Source organism: Streptomyces sp. NPDC031445 (assembly GCF_055581365.1).
In genome coordinates this window covers 477,253-494,299 of record NZ_JBVIJO010000002.1, presented here as the reverse complement: position 1 = coordinate 494,299, position 17,047 = coordinate 477,253, and the positions used below count along the sequence as shown (strand labels likewise).

Sequence of the window (17,047 nt, the reverse complement as noted above, 5' to 3'; positions counted from 1 at the left end):
CGACCCGACCGCCTCCGTCAGGTCATGCGGCCATGGCGTACGGCCGTGCCGGGCCGGGATCAGCCGACGGACACCTTGTCGGCCGGGGCCTCCGCGGCGGGGGCCGGGCGGCCGGCCCGGATCCGCTCCCTCACCACGGCGATCACCAGCACGATCGCCGCGACCAGCAGCGACAGCAGCACGGTCTCGCGGCCGTCGTGCTTGGTGTCGGTCAGCATGTAACCGAGGACGAACACGATCAGCGCGGCCGTGGCCCAGGTCAGGTACGGGTACAGCCACATCCGCACGACCAGCTTCTCCGGCGCCTCGCGCTGGATGATCTTCCGCATCCGCAGCTGCGAGAAGCAGATGACCAGCCACACGAACAGGGCCACCGCTCCCGAGGAGTTGACGAGGAAGAGGAAGATCTTGTCCGGGGACAGGTAGTTGAAGAAGACGGCGACGAAGCCGAACACCACGGACGCGAGGATCGCCGCCATCGGCACGCCACGGCCGTTGACCCGCGCGAACGCCTTCGGCGCGTCGCCCCGCTCGCCGAGCGAGAAGGCCATGCGGGAGGCCGTGTACAGGCCGGAGTTCAGACAGGACAGCACCGAGGTCAGCACGATGAAGTTCATGATCTGACCGGCGTGCGCGATGCCCAGCGAGTTCAGCGCGGCGACGTAGGAGCCGTCCTTCGCGATGGACGCGTCGTCCCACGGCAGCAGCGAGACCACGATCAGGATCGAGCCCAGGTAGAAGACGCCGATCCGCCAGATGATGCTGTTGGTGGACTTGGTGACCGCGCGCTGCGGGTCCTCGGACTCGCCGGCCGCCAGCGTGGCGATCTCGCTGCCCATGAAGGAGAAGACGACCAGCAGCACACCGGTGAGGATCGAGCCCGGACCGTGCGGCAGGAACCCGCCGTGCGAGGTCAGGTTGCCGAAGCTCGCCTGGTCGGCGTGCACGCCCGGCAGGACGCCGAGGACGGCCAGCAGGCCGACGACGATGAACGCGCCGATCGCCACGACCTTGATGCCGGCGAACCAGAACTCGAACTCGCCGTAGGAGCCGACGGAGACCAGGTTGGTCGCGGTCAGCACGGACATCACGATGAGCGCCCAGCCCCACTGCGGGACGGCCGGGACCCACCCTTCGAGGATCTGGGCACCCGCGGTCGCCTCGACGGCGAGCACGACGACCCAGAAGAACCAGTAGAGCCAGCCGATGGAGAACCCGGCCCAGCGGCCCAGCGCGCGGTCGGCGTGCGCCGAGAACGAGCCGGAGGTGGGGTTGGCGGCGGACATCTCGCCGAGCATGCGCATCACGAGGACGACGAGCGTGCCGACGAGGGCGTACGACAGGAGGATGCCGGGTCCCGCGGTGGCGATACCGGCTTTGGAACCGACGAAAAGGCCGGCTCCGATGACGCCACCGATCGCGATCATCGAAAGGTGGCGGTTTTTCAGTCCTGCTTGGAGGCCCGAACCAGAGGTCATGGACGGATTTCCTTTGCGCCAGGTTGAGCTGCCCGTACGAGCGGTGTACGAGTCGGTCCAGTGAATCCGAGGTGAACGAATTCGGGAACCTCTGATTCCGTATCGTTACTTGAGGTTCCCTTGAGGATCTATGGTCTGCCTCACATTCGCCGCCCCGGATGCCCGGCGACACCCTGGGGCTGCTGCCCCGATACGGGCGTGTCACACTCGTGGCATGCGCGTGTATCTCGGCTCCGACCATGCGGGCTACGAACTCAAGAACCACCTCGTCGAGTGGCTGAAGGCCGCCGGCCACGAGCCCGTCGACTGCGGGCCGCACCTCTACGACGCCCAGGACGACTACCCGCCCTTCTGCCTCCGTGCCGCGGCGCGGACGGCCGCGGACCCGGACGCCCTCGGCATCGTCATCGGCGGCTCCGGCAACGGCGAGCAGATCGCCGCGAACAAGGTGAAGGGCGTGCGCGCGGCGCTGGCCTGGAGCGAGGAGACGGCCACGCTCGGCCGGCAGCACAACAACGCCAACGTGGTGGCCGTGGGTGCGCGCATGCACAGCACGGAGGAGGCGACCAAGTTCGTCGAGGTCTTCCTCAACACCCCGTTCTCCGGTGACGAGCGTCACATCCGCCGCATCGACATGCTGTCGGCGTACGAGACCACGGGCGACCTCCCGCCGATCCCGGCCCACCACCCGCAGCAGGACTGAGCCCCCAGGGGGCGGGAAGGAACGGGGACCCGTGCCAGAGGGGCACACGATCCACCGGCTGGCCCAGGACTACGCCGAGCGCTTCTGCGGACGGGCCGTCCGCGTCACCAGCCCCCAGGGCAAGTTCTCCGACGCCGCCGCCCTCCTGGACGGCAGCGAGCTGACCGCCACGGAAGCCCACGGCAAGCACCTCTTCCTGGGCTTCCGGGACGGCGACTGGGTCCACATCCACCTCGGCCTCTTCGGCAAGGTCGGCTTCGGGGACGCCCCGGCGCCCCCGCCCGCCGACACCGTCCGGCTGCGGCTCGCCGACGACACGTCGTACGTCGACCTGCGCGGCCCCACCACCTGCGCCCTGATCACGGACGCCGAGAAGCGGGCGGTCCACGACCGGCTCGGCCCCGACCCGCTGCGCGCGGACGCCGACCCGGCCGCGGCCCACCGCCGGATCTCCCGCAGCCGCACGTCGATCGCCGCGCTGCTCATGGACCAGAAGACCGTGGCCGGCGTCGGCAACGTCTACCGCGCCGAGGTGCTGTTCCGGCACGGCATCGACCCCTACCGCGCGGGCCGGGACATCACCCCGGCCGAGTGGGACGCGATCTGGGCCGACCTGGTCGCCCTGATGCGGGAGGGCGTCCGCAACAACCGCATCGACACCGTCCGCCCGGAGCACACCCCCGAGGCCATGGGCCGCCCGCCCCGCGTCGACGACCACGGCGGCGAGGTGTACGTCTACCGCCGGGCGAACCTGCCCTGCCACATCTGCGGCGGCGAGATCCGCACCGCCGACCTCGCCGCCCGCAACCTCTTCTGGTGCCCGGCCTGCCAGAAACGCTGACCGGCCGGCCGTGAACGCCGACCGGCCCGCCCGAAGCGCCGGCCTAGAAGCCGTGGGGCAGCCACGGGGCCACCGGTGCGCCGAACGCCACCGACGCCTCCGTCAGCGCCCCCGGCCGCAGCTCCCGCACCCGCCCGGCCGCCGCCAGCGACAGCAGGCTCGCCCCGCCCAGGTACGCCGCGCCCAGCTCCCGCGCGGACAGGACGAGATCGGCCGCGTCCGCCGTCCGCTCGCAGGACGCGCCCTTCGGGTCGCCGGTCAGCCGCCAACGCCCCTCGTTCCAGGGGCAGAAGGCGTCCTCGACCTCGAACACGACGTCGACGGGCGTCAGATACGTACGGGCCGACAGGGCCGCCCCCACGTCCACCAGCCGGACGTACCCGGCGTCCCGTGTCGTCGGCAGGCAGCGGCGGAGGTCGGAGACCAGGTACTGCCAGGCGTCGTCGACCGGCCGCGCCCGCATCTTCAGCGTCGTCATCAGGTCGATGCCGAACAGGAAACGCCACAGCGCCGCCTCGCTCGCCGGATCGAGCGCGGCCAGGTCCTCCAGCGTCACCGTGCCGTCGTGACCGCTGCGCCCCCAGCCCATCTTCGTGCGGAAGCGCGTGTACCCGGTGATCTCGCCGTCCCGTTCGGTGACCACGCACTGCAGCGCCGACGCGCCCTCCCGCTCGCTCTCCGGGTCGAGCAGCGCCACCCGCTCCCAGCCGGGCTGCCGCGCCAGCATCCCCGGGCGCCGGGGCACCAGGGCCGCGTACACCGCCTCGCACTCCGCCAGGACGTCGGCGGGCGCCGCGTAGCGCACGCGCACCGCGTCGGTGCCCTCGGGCACCGCCAGGGTCACCCGGCCGGTGTCGATCTCGGCGATGAGCTGGCCGGTCGCCGCACCGAAGCCGAAACGGCCGTAGATCGCGGGCTCGGAGGCGAACAGCGCCGCCAGCGGCTCGCCCTTGGCGCGCGCGTCGTCCAGCAGCCGGCGCATCATCGACGTCAGCACCCCGCGCCGCCGGTGCGTCGCGGCCACGCTGACCATCGTCACGCCCGCGGTGGGCACCACCGCCCCGCCCGGCACGGTCATCCGGAAGCTGAACGCCCCGGACGTGCCGACGAGCGCGTCGCCGTCCCAGGCGGCCAGGGAACGGTCGAACTCGGTGAGCGACTTGTCCAGTTCCCGTTCCTCGGCGGACATCGGTCCACCGCCGAAGGCGCGGACCAGGTGGTCCCACCACCGGTCGAACTCCTCCTGGCGCAGCGTCTTCAACTCGGTCCCGCTCTCAGTCCCCATACGCCATGCCTATCAGGGCGAAGGGGGGCGAGCCAGTGATTTTCGACCCCGGTCCGGCCCGCCGGGACCCGGCCGACGGGCGGCGAAGCGGAATCCCACAGGGGGACAAGTGGGACCTCCCGTGCCAAGCAGCCGGTCCGCTGGATAGGGTCGCGAACTGATGGCAGCAGGACGACAGCGGCGCGCGAAGGCCGAGACGTTGACGGCCCGGTGGAAGATGCAGTGGCACCGGGCCCGCGTCGGCCTGCGCAGAAGTGCCGTGGACTACTTCCGCGGGGACGGCTCCGACTGGATCGCCTTCGCCGGACTGCTGCTGATGGTCCCGGTCCTCGCGACCATGACCCTCCTCGACTCCGTGTGGTGCTCCCCGGCCACCCTGGTGCTGCCGATCGTCGCCGGCGGCCTGCTGCTGCGCCCGGCGAGCCTGCTCGGTCTGTACGCGGCGGCGGCCACCGCGCTGATCGTGGAGTCGGTCCGCCTCGGCCCGTACACCGAGGGCCCCTCCCGGGTCACCCCGGGCGTGGTCCTGGTGGTGGCCGCCTGCGGCTTCTTCGGGCTGCTGACCGCGCAGTTCCGCAGCCGGGTCGGCGTGCCCTGGCGGCGCGGCGGCACCATGCTGTTCGACCTGCGCGAGCGGATCCGGGTGCAGAGCAAGCTGCCGAAGCTGCCGCAGGGCTGGCACCACGAGATGGCCCTGCGCCCGGCGGGCGGCCAGTCCTTCTCCGGCGACTTCGTCGTCGCCGCCCGCACGAACGGCGGCCGGACGCTGGAGGTCGTGCTCACCGACGTCTCCGGCAAGGGCATGGACGCGGGCTCGCGCGCCCTGCTGCTGTCCGGCGCCTTCGGCGGCCTGCTGGGCTCCCTCCCGCCGCACGCCTTCCTCCCGGCCGCCAACGGCTACCTCCTGCGCCAGGAGTGGGAGGAGGGCTTCGCCACCTCCATCCACCTGGTCCTGGACCTGGACTCCGGTGACTACGAGCTGTACTCCGCCGGGCACCCCCCGGGGCTCCAGCTCAGCGCGGGCAGCGGACGCTGGGAGGAGAAGGCCGCCGAGGGGCCGCTCCTCGGGGTCTACGACGGCGCGCAGTTCGACCCGGTGAAGGGCTCGCTGCGCCCCGGGGACGTCCTGATGCTGTTCACCGACGGACTGGTGGAGACCTCCGACCGGGACATCGTGGAAGGCATCGACCGGCTCACCGGCGAGGCCGACCGCTATGTGGCCGGCGGCTTCCACGGCGCCGCCTGGCACCTCATCGAGGCGGTCGCCAAGGACGTCAACGACGACCGCGCCCTGCTCCTCATCTGCCGCCAGCCGACCGCGAACGGCCGCTGACCCCGCCCGCCGGGCCGCGGCCGTTCCCCGTGGTGGGCGCCGGGCGCGGGGCCGGGGGACACTGGAGCCATGACCCAGCTCACGCTCGCCGAGGTCGAGGCCGTCGCACGGGCCGCCCACGAGGGGCAGACCGACAAGGCGGGGCAGCCGTACGCCGAACACCTCGCGGCCGTCGCCCGGGGAGTGCGGGACCGCGGCGGTGACCCGGAGCAGATCGCGGCGGCCTGGCTGCACGACTCCGTCGAGGACGACGCGCTCAGCCGGGAGTGGCTGGCCGGCGCCGCCCTCACCCCGCGCACCAAGGCCATCGTGGACGCCCTCACCAAGCGGCCCGGGGAGGAGCTGGAGGCGTACACGCGCCGCATCCTCGACACGCCGGGCGCGCTGCTGGTGAAGGAGGCCGACCTCGCGCACAACGCCGACCCCCGGCGGCTCGCCGCGCTGGACGGGCCGACCCGGGACCGGCTGGCCGAGAAGTACGCCAGGACGCGCGCGCTCCTCGGCCTGCAAGCCTGAGCGGGGTTCCCGGGGGAGGGAGGAGCGGGACCGGCTAGACGCCGACCGTCTCCCGCGGCTTGTGCCGTTCGCGGGCCGCCTCGGCCGCGTCCTCGCGGAACGCCCACTCCATCTTCGGCTCCATCGCGAAGCGGAAGACGCGCTGCACCGGCTTGGTGCACAGCACCGTGACGGCGGCGGCCGCGAGGACGGTGACGACGACCGTGCCCAGGGCGCCGTACCGCTCGGCGAGGTCGAACCCGCCCGCGTAGAGCGTGCTCTTGACCACGAAGCCGTGGAGCAGGTAGCCGTACAGCGTGCCCGCGCCGAGCGCGGTGAACCACGTGCGGCGGCCCGGCACCCAGGACAGGAAGCAGGCGGTCAGCAGCAGCGCGCAGCCGAACATGGCCAGCGTCATCAGCGGCCCGGTCCACCAGGGCGCACCGATGTCCTGCGCCGAGCTCTGCCGGTAGAACCACCCGCCGTCCACGCGCGGCACGGACCACCAGCCGACGGCCAGGGCCGCGGCGAACACCGGTACGGACAGCACCCGCACCGCGGGCCGGCGTATCAGCGCGAAGTGCTCGGGCTTCAGCAGCAGCCCGAGGACGAAGCAGGGCAGGAACTGCAGGACCCGGCCGAGGTCCAGGTTGTCGTCGAGGCCCGGGGTGACGGATCCGACCATGGCGATTCCCAGCGCGAGGGGCAGCGGCCTGCGGACGAGCTTCCACAGCGGGGTGGTCAGGCGCCAGATGAACAGCGCGCACAGGAACCAGGTCAGGTAGTACGGGGAGACGAGGCTGATCGGGTCGTCGGCGTGGCCCGCGTAGCGCCGGAACAGCGAATAGGCGATCTGGAACAGCAGGTACGGGACGGCGATGCCGGTGACCAGCCGCTTCAGCCGGTCCGGGCGCATGTCGAAACTGCGGGAGAAGTAGCCGGAGATGACGATGAACGCCGGCATGTGGAAGGTGTACACGACGTTGTACAGGCCCTCGAGGACCCGGTTGTCGGTCTTGATCGCCGACCAGGAGTGCCCCAGGGCCACCAGCACGATCGCCAGGTACTTGGCGTTGTCGAAGAACGCGTCGCGCTGTCCGCCCGGTCTGCCGGTCCGCGACTGCTCCCGCGCGCTCGTCGGGGTGCGCCGGTCGGGCGCTCCAGGCACCGGCGGCTGTGCCGGGGGGAGCGGCCTGCGGCTGTGGCCGGGGGACGTTGCGGCGTCGAACATCTCAGGCACCCTAGCGTCGGCTGTGGGATTCCGTAAAACCCGCACTGTCATTCCTGGTTATCCCGCCCGGGTACCCCGTAATTCGCCGAACTTGCCATCCTGGTCGACGTGGTGATGGGCACACAGGTGTCGTCCGTTCGCCCTGGATGTGCCGATTAATACAGACTAATTCGGGCATACGGTCCTCTGTGTCCCGTACGTGGATTCCTCGTCCCGTTCATTGCGTGGTTATTGAAACGAAGTCCCGCGAATTCGTGTGGATTTCGTGACCGCGTCGCCGGTCGTATTCCTGTGCGAGGTGTCCCGCGCATGTGTGCCCGTCCGTCGTTGCGTCAGGACCCGCATAAGGGAGGCGTGTTGGTGGCACGATGGTTCTGGCGGGGGTGCGCGGGCCGTACCTCCGGGCCGGGAGAGCGGACCGACCGAGGGTGTGATCAGTTGTGGCCATTTCACTGTCTGTGGTGCTGCTGTTGGCGATCATCCTGGTGGTGTTGATCCGAGGGGGGAACATCAAGGCCGGCCCGGCCATCGTCGCCATCCTCTTCGGGTTCTTCCTCGCCTCGACCGGCATGGCGCCGTCGATCAACCGGTTGATGAACTCGATAGCGGAGTCCATCAACTCGATCAGGTTCTGACCCGGCGGGGGAGCCGGAGCCCGGACGGCGGCCGGGGGCCCACGCCCGGCCGCACGGCCGTGCCCGAACGCACCGCGCCCCTCTTCCCGCCCCGCCCCGCTCCCGCCGAGCCCCTGGGGGACGAGGGGGCGCACCGGACGGGACCGCCCCCGGTGCGACCGAAGGCCCAGATCAGAGGGAAACACCCCTTGATCTGGGCCTTCGGCATCCAGAGCGGGCGACGGGAATCGAACCCGCGTAGCTAGTTTGGAAGACTAGGGCTCTACCATTGAGCTACGCCCGCAACAGTGCGCCGCAGGTCGGCGACCGCGGCACTGAAGGCATCGTAGCGGGTCGCCCGCCGCCGAGGCCAACGAGTCGGCCACGCCGCACCGCGCGTCCGGCCCGGAGAATCCGGCCGACGGATCGAGTGCGGCCATGTACCCTACGTGTCGCACCAGACGGGGTGTGGCGCAGCTTGGTAGCGCGTCCGCTTTGGGAGCGGAAGGCCGTGGGTTCAAATCCCGCCACCCCGACCACCGGCTCGTGACGTCCGGCTCAGTGACGTCACGGTGATCGCCTTTTGGGGCGCTGACCGGCTGCGGTTACTATGCAAGCTGCGCGCCCGTGTGTCCCCGGCCCTCACGGCCTACGAACTCCTCCGGGCGGCGAAATCCGCCGGACCCATCGGGCTCCGGCAGAACCCGAGAAGTCAGCCACAAGGAGACCGAACCGTGAAGAGCGCCGTGGAGACCCTGAACCCGACCCGGGTTCGGCTCACTGTCGAGGTGCCCTTCGAGGAGCTCAAGGACAGCCTCGACGCGGCGTACAAGAAGATCAACCAGCAGGTCACGGTGAAGGGCTTCCGCAAGGGCAAGATCCCGGCCCGCGTGATCGACCAGCGGTTCGGCCGCGGTGCGGTGCTGGAGGAGGCCGTCAACGACGCGCTGCCCAAGTTCTACACCGAGGCGGTCAACGAGGCCGAGCTGAGCCCGCTGGGCCAGCCCGAGGTCGACATCACCGAGCTGAAGGACGGCGAGACGCTGAACTTCACCGCCGAGGTCGACGTCCGCCCCGCCCTCGAGATCCCGGACTACTCCGGCATCGAGGTCGAGGTCGACGCCGTCGAGGTGACGGACGAGGACATCGAGAAGTCCGTGGAGCAGCTCCGTGAGCGCTTCGCGTCGACCTCCCCGGTCGAGCGCGCCGCCGAGGACGGCGACGTCGTCACCATCGACCTGGAGGCCAAGGTCGACGGTGAGGTGCTGGAGGACGGCATCGCCAACGGCGTCTCCTACACCATCGGCTCCGGCGAGCTGCTGGACGGCATCGACGACGCCGTCAAGGGTCTGTCCGCCGGCGAGGAGGCCACCTTCACCTCCGAGCTGAAGGGCGGCTCCGCCGCGGGCAAGGAGGCCGAGGTCACCGTCAAGGTCACCCAGGTCGCCGCCCGCGAACTGCCCGAGCTGGACGACGAGTTCGCGCAGCTGGCCTCCGAGTTCGACACCCTGGAGGAGCTGAAGGCCGACAGCCGCAAGCGCCTCGCCAACATGAAGCAGTTCGACCAGGCCACGCAGGCCCAGGAGCGCGTCCTGGAGAAGCTGCTGGAGCTGGTGGAGGTCCCCGTCCCCGAGAAGCTCCTCGAGGACGAGATCAACACCCGCAAGCACAACCTGGAGCACCACCAGCTCGGCCAGATGGGCCTCACCCTCGACAAGTACCTGGAGATCCAGGGCAAGACCGCCGAGGAGTTCGAGACCGAGACCCGCGAGGCCGCGGTCAAGGGCATCAAGACCCAGTTCGTCCTCGACGAGCTGGTCAAGAAGGAGAACCTCAACGTCAACCAGGAGGAGCTCACCGAGCACCTCATGCGGCGTGCGGCCTCCTCCGGCATGTCCCCCGACCAGTTCGCGCAGGCCGTCGTCGAGGGCGGCCAGGTGCCGCTCCTGGTCGGCGAGGTCGCCCGCGGCAAGGCCCTGGCCGTCGTGGTCGAGTCCGCCACGGTGAAGGACACCAACGGCGAGGTCGTCGACCTGGACGACGAGGAGGAGACCGAGGAGGCACCGGCCGGGGCCGAGGCCGCCGAGGCGTCCGACTCCGCCGAGGAGAAGACCGAGGGCTGAGCGGCCCCGCGGCGCCTGTGAGGCGCCCACGACGGGCCCTGGGGGCTTCCCCCGGGGCCCGTCGGCATCTCCCGGACCCCGTACCCCGCCGTCCGCCCCGGCACGGCCGTGGCGGGCGTTTCCCGGCGCCCCGCCGAGCGACCTGCGCTCACAGCGAACAGCTCACTTACCGGGATTCCCCGGAGGGAACGTCGCGTTAGGGTCCATGAAAGGCAGAACAATGAGACGGCCCGGCGCCGTCGTAAGACGAGCAGGTGGATACGTGACGAATCTGATGCCCTCCGCCGCCGGCGAGCCTTCCATCGGTGGTGGCCTCGGCGACCAGGTCTACAACCGGCTGCTCAACGAGCGGATCATCTTCCTCGGCCAGCAGGTTGACGACGACATCGCCAACAAGATCACCGCGCAGCTGCTGCTCCTTGCCGCCGACCCGGACAAGGACATCTACCTCTACATCAACAGCCCGGGCGGCTCGGTCACGGCCGGCATGGCGATCTACGACACCATGCAGTACATCCCGAACGACGTGGTGACGATCGCGATGGGCATGGCCGCCTCGATGGGCCAGTTCCTGCTGACCGGCGGCGCGGCCGGCAAGCGTTTCGCCCTGCCGCACGCGGACATCATGATGCACCAGGGCTCCGCGGGCCTCGGCGGTACGGTCTCGGACATCAAGATCCAGGCCGAGTACCTGATGCGCACCAAGAAGCGCATGTCGGAGCTCACCGCCCTCCACTCGGGCCAGACGGTCGAGGCGATCATCCGCGACGGTGACCGCGACCGCTGGTTCACCCCGGAGGAGGCCAAGGAGTACGGTCTCATTGACGAGATCATCACGCACGCCTCGGGTGTTCCGGGAGGCGGCGGCACCGGTGCCTGACCGGTCCGGCCACGCCACGCACCGCCGAGACACCAGCCCCCCGAACGCCACCAGGACGGTGAACCCCATGAGCAACTTCCCCGGCGCCGCCAGCGGCATGTACGAAGGGCCCCGCCCCGACAGCCGCTACGTCATCCCGCGCTTCGTCGAGCGCACCTCCCAGGGCATCCGCGAGTACGACCCGTACGCGAAGCTCTTCGAGGAGCGCGTGATCTTCCTGGGCGTCCAGATCGACGACGCCTCCGCCAACGACGTCATGGCGCAGCTGCTGTGCCTGGAGTCGATGGACCCGGACCGGGACATCTCGATCTACATCAACAGCCCCGGCGGCGACATGACCGCCCTCACGGCGATCTACGACACGATGCAGTTCGTGAAGCCCGACATCCAGACGGTCTGCATGGGCCAGGCGGCCTCCGCCGCGGCCATCCTGCTCGCCGCCGGCACCCCCGGCAAGCGCATGGCGCTGCCGAACTCCCGGGTGCTGATCCACCAGCCGGCCGGCTCCACCGGCCGCGGCCAGCTCTCCGACCTGGAGATCATCGCCAACGAGTTCACCCGGATGCGTGAGCAGCTGGAGAACATGCTGGCCAAGCACTCGAACCGGCCGCTCGAGAAGGTCCGCGAGGACATCGAGCGGGACAAGATCCTCACGGCCGAGGAGGCGCTGGAGTACGGCCTGGTCGACCAGATCATCTCCACCCGCAAGCTGAACAACAGCGCGGTCCGCTGACAGCGCAACCACGCACGTCCGGCCCCTCTTGGCACGGTGCACGTCAAAGTGAACCCTGCCAAGGGGGGCCCGAACACCGGGCCCGGCAAGGTACCGTCGGACATAAGGCAGCACCAGGAGCCGCTGGACTCATAGCGTCCAGGCGTCTCCCAGGCGAAGGGGAAGCACACCGTGGCACGCATCGGTGACGGCGGCGATCTGCTCAAGTGCTCGTTCTGCGGCAAGAGCCAGAAGCAGGTCAAGAAGCTCATCGCAGGGCCCGGTGTGTACATCTGCGACGAGTGCATCGATCTCTGCAACGAGATCATCGAGGAGGAGCTCGCGGAGACCAGCGAGGTGCGCTGGGAGGAGCTGCCCAAGCCCCGCGAGATCTACGAGTTCCTCGAGGGCTACGTGGTCGGCCAGGAGGCCGCCAAGAAGGCGCTCTCCGTCGCGGTGTACAACCACTACAAGCGGGTCCAGGCGGGCGAGAACGGCGGCGCGAGCGGCCGTGACGACGCCATCGAGCTGGCGAAGTCCAACATCCTGCTGCTGGGCCCCACGGGCTCCGGCAAGACGCTCCTCGCGCAGACGCTTGCGCGCATGCTGAACGTCCCGTTCGCGATCGCCGACGCCACGGCGCTGACCGAGGCGGGCTACGTGGGCGAGGACGTCGAGAACATCCTTCTCAAGCTCATCCAGGCGGCCGACTACGACGTCAAGAAGGCCGAGACCGGGATCATCTACATCGACGAGATCGACAAGGTCGCGCGCAAGAGCGAGAACCCGTCGATCACCCGCGACGTGTCGGGCGAGGGCGTCCAGCAGGCCCTGCTGAAGATCCTGGAGGGCACCACGGCCTCGGTCCCGCCGCAGGGCGGCCGCAAGCACCCCCACCAGGAGTTCATCCAGATCGACACGACGAACGTGCTGTTCATCGTGGGCGGCGCCTTCGCGGGCCTGGAGAAGATCATCGAGGCGCGCGCCGGCGCGAAGGGCATCGGCTTCGGCGCCACCATCCTCTCCAAGCGCGAGCTGGAGGCCAAGGACGTCTTCGAGGACGTCATGCCGGAGGACCTGGTCAAGTTCGGCATGATCCCCGAGTTCATCGGCCGCCTGCCGGTGATCACGTCGGTCCACAACCTGGACCGCGAGGCGCTGCTGAAGATCCTGGTCGAGCCCCGCAACGCGCTCGTCAAGCAGTACCAGCGCCTGTTCGAACTCGACGGCGTGGAGCTGGACTTCGAGCGCGAGGCGCTGGAGGCCATCGCCGACCAGGCCATCCTCCGCCAGACCGGCGCGCGCGGCCTGCGCGCCATCATGGAGGAGGTCCTCCAGGGAGTGATGTACGAGGTCCCGTCCCGCAAGGACGTCGCCCGCGTCGTCATCACCGCCGACGTGGTCCTTTCCAACGTCAACCCCACCCTGATCCCGAGGGACGCCCGCGGCCGGGGGTCGGGGGAGCAGAAGACGGCGTAACCGCGGCCGTCGCGCACACAGGCACAGCAGAGGGGCCCCGGTCGACCGACCGGGGCCCCTCTGCACGCCGCCGCTGAACGCGTCAGCTCTTGACGCGCACCGCGGCGCGGAACTTCGCGGTCAGCTCGGCGTCCGTCGCCGGGTCGCTGCCCCGGCCCGCCGCGAGGTTGGCGAAGTCCATCGGCATGACCATGCCTATGGTGCTGTGGTCGCCCCAGACGCAGATCGTGAGCGTCACGTCCTTCGGTCCGCCGCTGCCCGCGCCAGTGGGGGCCGTGGCCTGCTGGCACTTGAGGACCGCGCCGTCGAGCCCGGCCGGGTCGTACGCCTTCGGCTCGCCCTTCAGGGCGACGTCCTTGCTGTCGCTGTCCTTCTGGGACTCGGACTTGAACCAGGCGAACATCGCGTCGACGGTCTTCTCGGGGTCGTCGATGGTGCCGTAGACACCGCCGAAGTTGATCCCCTTCTTGCTCAGCGGATTGTCCGGGTCCCCCGCCTCGTACGCGGCGCTGACGTCCTTGGGGTCGTGCACACCCCACTTCTCCGCGTCCTTGAGGTCGCTGGCCGTCATGGTGTCGCTGTCGCCCTTGGACTTCTTGTACTCGGACAGCACCGTCGCCGGCGTCGTCAGCTTGTGCGGGCCGTCGTCCGCGACGCTGCCGCCGCCGCTGCCGCTCAGCAGGAAGTACGCGCCCACCGCCACGGCGGCCACCACGGCCACCGCGCCGATGACCAGGCCCGTCTTCTTCCTGCCCCCGCCCGGCTGCGGCGCCTGCGGCGTGCCGTACGGCTGCGGCTGCCCGTAGGGGCCCGGCTGCTGGCCGTACGGACCGGGCTGCTGCGGCGCGCCCTGCTGCGGGTAGCCGTATCCCGGCTGCGGCGCCGGAGGGGTCTGCTGGGGGTAGCCGTAGCCGGGCTGGGGAGCCTGCGGCGGCTGGCCGTAGGGGCCCGGCTGGCCGTACGGACCGGGCTGCCCCTGCTGGCCGTACGGACCCGGCTGCTGGGGCGGCTGGCCGTACGGGCCCGGCTGGTTGTTGCTCATTCCTGGGTTCCCCTCCAGAAGCTTATGTGTTCCTGACATCCTGGCCCAGGCACGGGAACGGCACGGCACCGGGGGCCGCACCGTTACAGAACAAAGGCGTTTCGGGACCACCCCGTGACACCTCTAAACTGACCCCCGTGACCGAGAACGCTCAGCAGCAGCCACCCGCGCCCGACACCGAACTGCCGACCCAGTACGCGCCGGCCGATGTAGAGGGGCCGCTGTACGAGCGCTGGGTGGAGCGGGGCTACTTCGAGGCGGACGCCAAGAGCGACAAGCCGCCGTACACGATCGTCATCCCGCCGCCGAACGTCACCGGCTCGCTCCACCTGGGCCACGCCTTCCAGCACACGCTCATGGACGCCCTCACCCGCCGCAAGCGCATGCAGGGCTACGAGGCGCTGTGGCTGCCCGGCATGGACCACGCCGGCATCGCCACCCAGAACAAGGTCGAGCAGCAGCTCGCCGAGGAGGGCAAGTCCCGCCAGGACCTGGGTCGCGAGGCGTTCGTCGAGCGCGTCTGGCGGTGGAAGGAGGAGTACGGCGGCAAGATCCTCGGCCAGATGCGCCGCCTCGGCGACGGCGTCGACTGGTCGCGCGAGCGCTTCACCATGGACGAGGGCCTGTCCCAGGCCGTCCAGACCATCTTCAAGAAGCTCTACGACGACGAGCTGATCTACCGCGCCGAGCGCATCATCAACTGGTGCCCGCGCTGTCTGACGGCCATCTCGGACATCGAGGTGGAGTACCAGGAGGACGACGGCGAGCTGGTCTCCATCAGGTACGGCGAGGGTGACGAGACGCTGGTCGTCGCCACCACCCGCGCCGAGACCATGCTGGGCGACACCGCCGTCGCGGTCCACCCGGACGACGAGCGGTACAGGCACCTGGTCGGCAAGCGCATCAAGCTGCCCCTGACCGACCGCAGCATCCCCGTCGTCGCGGACACCCACGTCGACCCCGAGTTCGGTACCGGCGCCGTCAAGGTGACCCCGGCCCACGACCCCAACGACTTCGCGATCGGCCAGCGCCACGACCTGGAGTCGATCACGGTCATGGACGAGCGGGCGGTCATCACCGTGCACGGCCCCTTCCAGGGCCTGGACCGCTTCGAAGCCCGCTCCGCGATCGTCGCCGCGCTGCGCTCGCAGGGCCGGATCGTCGCCGAGAAGCGGCCGTACGTCCACAGCGTCGGCCACTGCTCACGGTGCAGCACCACCATCGAGCCGCGCCTGTCCATGCAGTGGTGGGTCAAGGTCGGCCCGCTGGCCAAGGCCGCCGGTGACGCCGTCCGCGACGGCAGGGTGAGGATCCACCCCGAGGACATGTCGAAGCGGTACTTCGACTGGGTCGACAACATGCACGACTGGTGCATCTCGCGCCAGCTGTGGTGGGGCCACCGCATCCCGGTCTGGTACGGCCCGGAGGGCGAGGTCGTCTGCGTCGGCCCCGACGAGGAGCCGCCCGCCGGCGAGGGCTGGCACCAGGACACCGACGTCCTGGACACCTGGTTCTCCTCCGGCCTGTGGCCGTTCTCCACGCTCGGCTGGCCCGGACAGACCGACGACCTGCGCAAGTTCTACTCGACCGACGTCCTGCTCACCGGCCACGACATCATCTTCTTCTGGGTCGCGAGGATGATGATGTTCGGCCTCTACGCCATGGACGGCGAGGTCCCCTTCAAGACGATCGCGCTCACCGGCCTGGTCCGCGACGAGCGCGGCAAGAAGATGTCGAAGTCCTTCGGCAACGTCGTCGACCCGCTGGACTGGATGGACACGTACGGCTCCGACGCCGTCCGCTTCACCCTGGCCCGCGGCGCCAACCCCGGCACCGACGTCCCGATCGGCGAGGACTGGGTCCAGGCCTCCCGCAACTTCGCCAACAAGATCTGGAACGCGACCCGCTTCGCGCTGATGAACGGCGCGACGGTCGACGGCCCGCTGCCCGCTCCGGAGCGGATGTCCGCCACCGACCGGTGGATCCTGTCGCGCCTCAACGAGACCGTCGCCGACGTCGACGCGTTCTACGAGGACTACCAGTTCGCGAAGCTCAGCGACGCGCTGTACCACTTCGCGTGGGACGAGGTCTTCGACTGGTACGTGGAGCTGTCCAAGACGGTCTTCCAGGCGGGCGGCGAGCCGGCCGAGGTCTCCAAGCGCGTCCTCGGCGAGGTCCTGGACGTCACCCTCAAGCTGCTGCATCCGGTGGTCCCGTTCGTCACGGAGACGCTCTGGACGACGCTGACCGGCGGCGAGTCGATCGTCATCGCGGACTGGCCGACCGACAGTGGCTTCCGTGACGCGGCGGCCGAGCGGGAGATCGCCACCCTCCAGTCGGTCATCACCGAGGTCCGCCGCTTCCGCGCCGACCAGGGCCTCCAGCCCGGCCAGCGGGTCCCGGCCCGGCTGACGCTCGACGGCACGGCCCTCGCCCCGCACGAGGCCGCCATCCGCCAGCTGCTCCGCCTCCAGCCGGAGGGCGAGGGCTTCACGGCCACGGCGACCCTGCCGGTGGCGGGCGCCGAGGTCGCCCTCGACCTCTCCGGCACGATCGACGTCGCCGCGGAGCGCAAGCGCCTCGCGAAGGACCTCGCCGCAGCGGAGAAGGAGAAGGCCCAGGCCACGGCCAAGCTGGGCAACGAGGCGTTCCTGGCGAAGGCCCCGGAGAACGTGGTGGACAAGATCCGCACGCGCCTGGCCAAGGCGGACGAGGACATCGCCCGCATCACCGCCCAGCTGGAGAAGCTGCCGCAGGCGTAGCCGGTCGTACGCAGGTGAAGGCCCCGGCGCCGCACAGCACCGGGGCCTTCCCCGTGCCCCGTCACGGGG

At 70.2% G+C, this 17,047-nt stretch carries 14 protein-coding genes and 2 tRNA genes; 11 read left to right on the top strand and 5 right to left on the bottom strand.

Annotated elements, in window-relative coordinates; genetic code table 11:
- Window positions 1-59 precede the first annotated feature (59 nt).
- Entirely contained in the window at window positions 60-1,478 is a 1,419-nt protein-coding gene (locus tag ACZ5DC_RS08455) for an amino acid permease (protein WP_468650652.1), read from the bottom strand.
- Window positions 1,479-1,692: 214 nt separating this feature from the next.
- On the opposite strand from ACZ5DC_RS08455, the gene ACZ5DC_RS08450 reads away from it, so the two are divergent.
- A complete protein-coding gene (locus tag ACZ5DC_RS08450; RefSeq protein WP_366750580.1) occupies window positions 1,693-2,181 on the top strand; it encodes a ribose-5-phosphate isomerase in 489 nt (162 codons plus the stop codon).
- Window positions 2,182-2,212: 31 nt separating this feature from the next.
- Window positions 2,213-3,022 (top strand): Fpg/Nei family DNA glycosylase, encoded by an 810-nt coding sequence (locus ACZ5DC_RS08445; protein ID WP_468650649.1) that lies wholly within the window; start codon window positions 2,213-2,215, stop codon window positions 3,020-3,022.
- 43 nt (window positions 3,023-3,065) lie between these two features.
- Here ACZ5DC_RS08445 and ACZ5DC_RS08440 read toward each other — a convergent pair whose 3' ends face one another.
- Window positions 3,066-4,307: a GNAT family N-acetyltransferase gene (locus ACZ5DC_RS08440; RefSeq protein WP_468650647.1), complete on the bottom strand. Its 1,242-nt coding sequence runs from the start codon at window positions 4,305-4,307 to the stop codon at window positions 3,066-3,068.
- 160 nt (window positions 4,308-4,467) lie between these two features.
- On the opposite strand from ACZ5DC_RS08440, the gene ACZ5DC_RS08435 reads away from it, so the two are divergent.
- On the top strand, window positions 4,468-5,640 hold the full coding sequence (locus ACZ5DC_RS08435; RefSeq protein ID WP_171156339.1) for a PP2C family protein-serine/threonine phosphatase: 1,173 nt from the start codon (window positions 4,468-4,470) through the stop codon (window positions 5,638-5,640).
- Between the two features lie 69 nt (window positions 5,641-5,709).
- The gene (locus ACZ5DC_RS08430) at window positions 5,710-6,156 is read left to right on the top strand and encodes an HD domain-containing protein (protein ID WP_468650645.1); all 447 of its coding nucleotides are present in this window, start codon (window positions 5,710-5,712) and stop codon (window positions 6,154-6,156) included.
- Between the two features lie 34 nt (window positions 6,157-6,190).
- On the opposite strand, the gene ACZ5DC_RS08425 is transcribed toward ACZ5DC_RS08430, so the two are convergent.
- Window positions 6,191-7,366 (bottom strand): acyltransferase family protein, encoded by a 1,176-nt coding sequence (locus tag ACZ5DC_RS08425; RefSeq protein WP_468650643.1) that lies wholly within the window; start codon window positions 7,364-7,366, stop codon window positions 6,191-6,193.
- 440 nt (window positions 7,367-7,806) lie between these two features.
- Between ACZ5DC_RS08425 and ACZ5DC_RS08420 the strand changes: the two genes are divergently transcribed.
- Window positions 7,807-8,001 (top strand): hypothetical protein, encoded by a 195-nt coding sequence (locus ACZ5DC_RS08420; protein WP_171156343.1) that lies wholly within the window; start codon window positions 7,807-7,809, stop codon window positions 7,999-8,001.
- 212 nt (window positions 8,002-8,213) lie between these two features.
- On the opposite strand, the gene ACZ5DC_RS08415 is transcribed toward ACZ5DC_RS08420, so the two are convergent.
- Window positions 8,214-8,284, bottom strand: a tRNA-Gly gene (locus ACZ5DC_RS08415).
- A 158-nt stretch (window positions 8,285-8,442) separates the two neighbouring features.
- Between ACZ5DC_RS08415 and ACZ5DC_RS08410 the strand changes: the two genes are divergently transcribed.
- From ACZ5DC_RS08410 to clpX, 5 genes are all read left to right on the top strand, one after another.
- Window positions 8,443-8,519, top strand: a tRNA-Pro gene (locus ACZ5DC_RS08410).
- Between the two features lie 195 nt (window positions 8,520-8,714).
- Entirely contained in the window at window positions 8,715-10,103 is a 1,389-nt protein-coding gene (gene tig, locus ACZ5DC_RS08405) for a trigger factor (protein ID WP_366750585.1), read from the top strand.
- Window positions 10,104-10,377: 274 nt separating this feature from the next.
- Window positions 10,378-10,983: an ATP-dependent Clp protease proteolytic subunit gene (locus ACZ5DC_RS08400; protein ID WP_051009690.1), complete on the top strand. Its 606-nt coding sequence runs from the start codon at window positions 10,378-10,380 to the stop codon at window positions 10,981-10,983.
- A gap of 67 nt (window positions 10,984-11,050) precedes the next feature.
- Window positions 11,051-11,716 (top strand): ATP-dependent Clp protease proteolytic subunit, encoded by a 666-nt coding sequence (locus ACZ5DC_RS08395; protein WP_053710263.1) that lies wholly within the window; start codon window positions 11,051-11,053, stop codon window positions 11,714-11,716.
- 171 nt (window positions 11,717-11,887) lie between these two features.
- Window positions 11,888-13,174, top strand: coding sequence for an ATP-dependent Clp protease ATP-binding subunit ClpX (clpX, locus tag ACZ5DC_RS08390; protein WP_014672712.1), 1,287 nt, complete (start codon window positions 11,888-11,890; stop codon window positions 13,172-13,174).
- An 82-nt stretch (window positions 13,175-13,256) separates the two neighbouring features.
- Here the strand turns inward: clpX and ACZ5DC_RS08385 are convergent, their stop codons facing one another.
- Window positions 13,257-14,216 (bottom strand): hypothetical protein, encoded by a 960-nt coding sequence (locus ACZ5DC_RS08385; protein ID WP_468650640.1) that lies wholly within the window; start codon window positions 14,214-14,216, stop codon window positions 13,257-13,259.
- 137 nt (window positions 14,217-14,353) lie between these two features.
- Between ACZ5DC_RS08385 and ACZ5DC_RS08380 the strand changes: the two genes are divergently transcribed.
- Window positions 14,354-16,978, top strand: a complete 2,625-nt coding sequence (locus ACZ5DC_RS08380) for a valine--tRNA ligase (RefSeq protein WP_468650638.1) — start codon at window positions 14,354-14,356, stop codon at window positions 16,976-16,978.
- Window positions 16,979-17,047: the final 69 nt, after the last annotated feature.

Coding starts and splice junctions, on each gene's coding strand:
- ACZ5DC_RS08450 (WP_366750580.1), top strand. CDS start 1,693: ATGCGCGTGTATCTCGGCTCCGACCATGCGGGCTACGAACTCAAGAAC.
- ACZ5DC_RS08435 (WP_171156339.1), top strand. CDS start 4,468: ATGGCAGCAGGACGACAGCGGCGCGCGAAGGCCGAGACGTTGACGGCC.
- ACZ5DC_RS08395 (WP_053710263.1), top strand. CDS start 11,051: ATGAGCAACTTCCCCGGCGCCGCCAGCGGCATGTACGAAGGGCCCCGC.
- ACZ5DC_RS08385 (WP_468650640.1), bottom strand. CDS start 14,216: ATGAGCAACAACCAGCCGGGCCCGTACGGCCAGCCGCCCCAGCAGCCG.
- ACZ5DC_RS08440 (WP_468650647.1), bottom strand. CDS start 4,307: ATGGGGACTGAGAGCGGGACCGAGTTGAAGACGCTGCGCCAGGAGGAG.
- ACZ5DC_RS08425 (WP_468650643.1), bottom strand. CDS start 7,366: ATGTTCGACGCCGCAACGTCCCCCGGCCACAGCCGCAGGCCGCTCCCC.
- ACZ5DC_RS08400 (WP_051009690.1), top strand. CDS start 10,378: ATGCCCTCCGCCGCCGGCGAGCCTTCCATCGGTGGTGGCCTCGGCGAC.
- ACZ5DC_RS08455 (WP_468650652.1), bottom strand. CDS start 1,478: ATGACCTCTGGTTCGGGCCTCCAAGCAGGACTGAAAAACCGCCACCTT.
- ACZ5DC_RS08430 (WP_468650645.1), top strand. CDS start 5,710: ATGACCCAGCTCACGCTCGCCGAGGTCGAGGCCGTCGCACGGGCCGCC.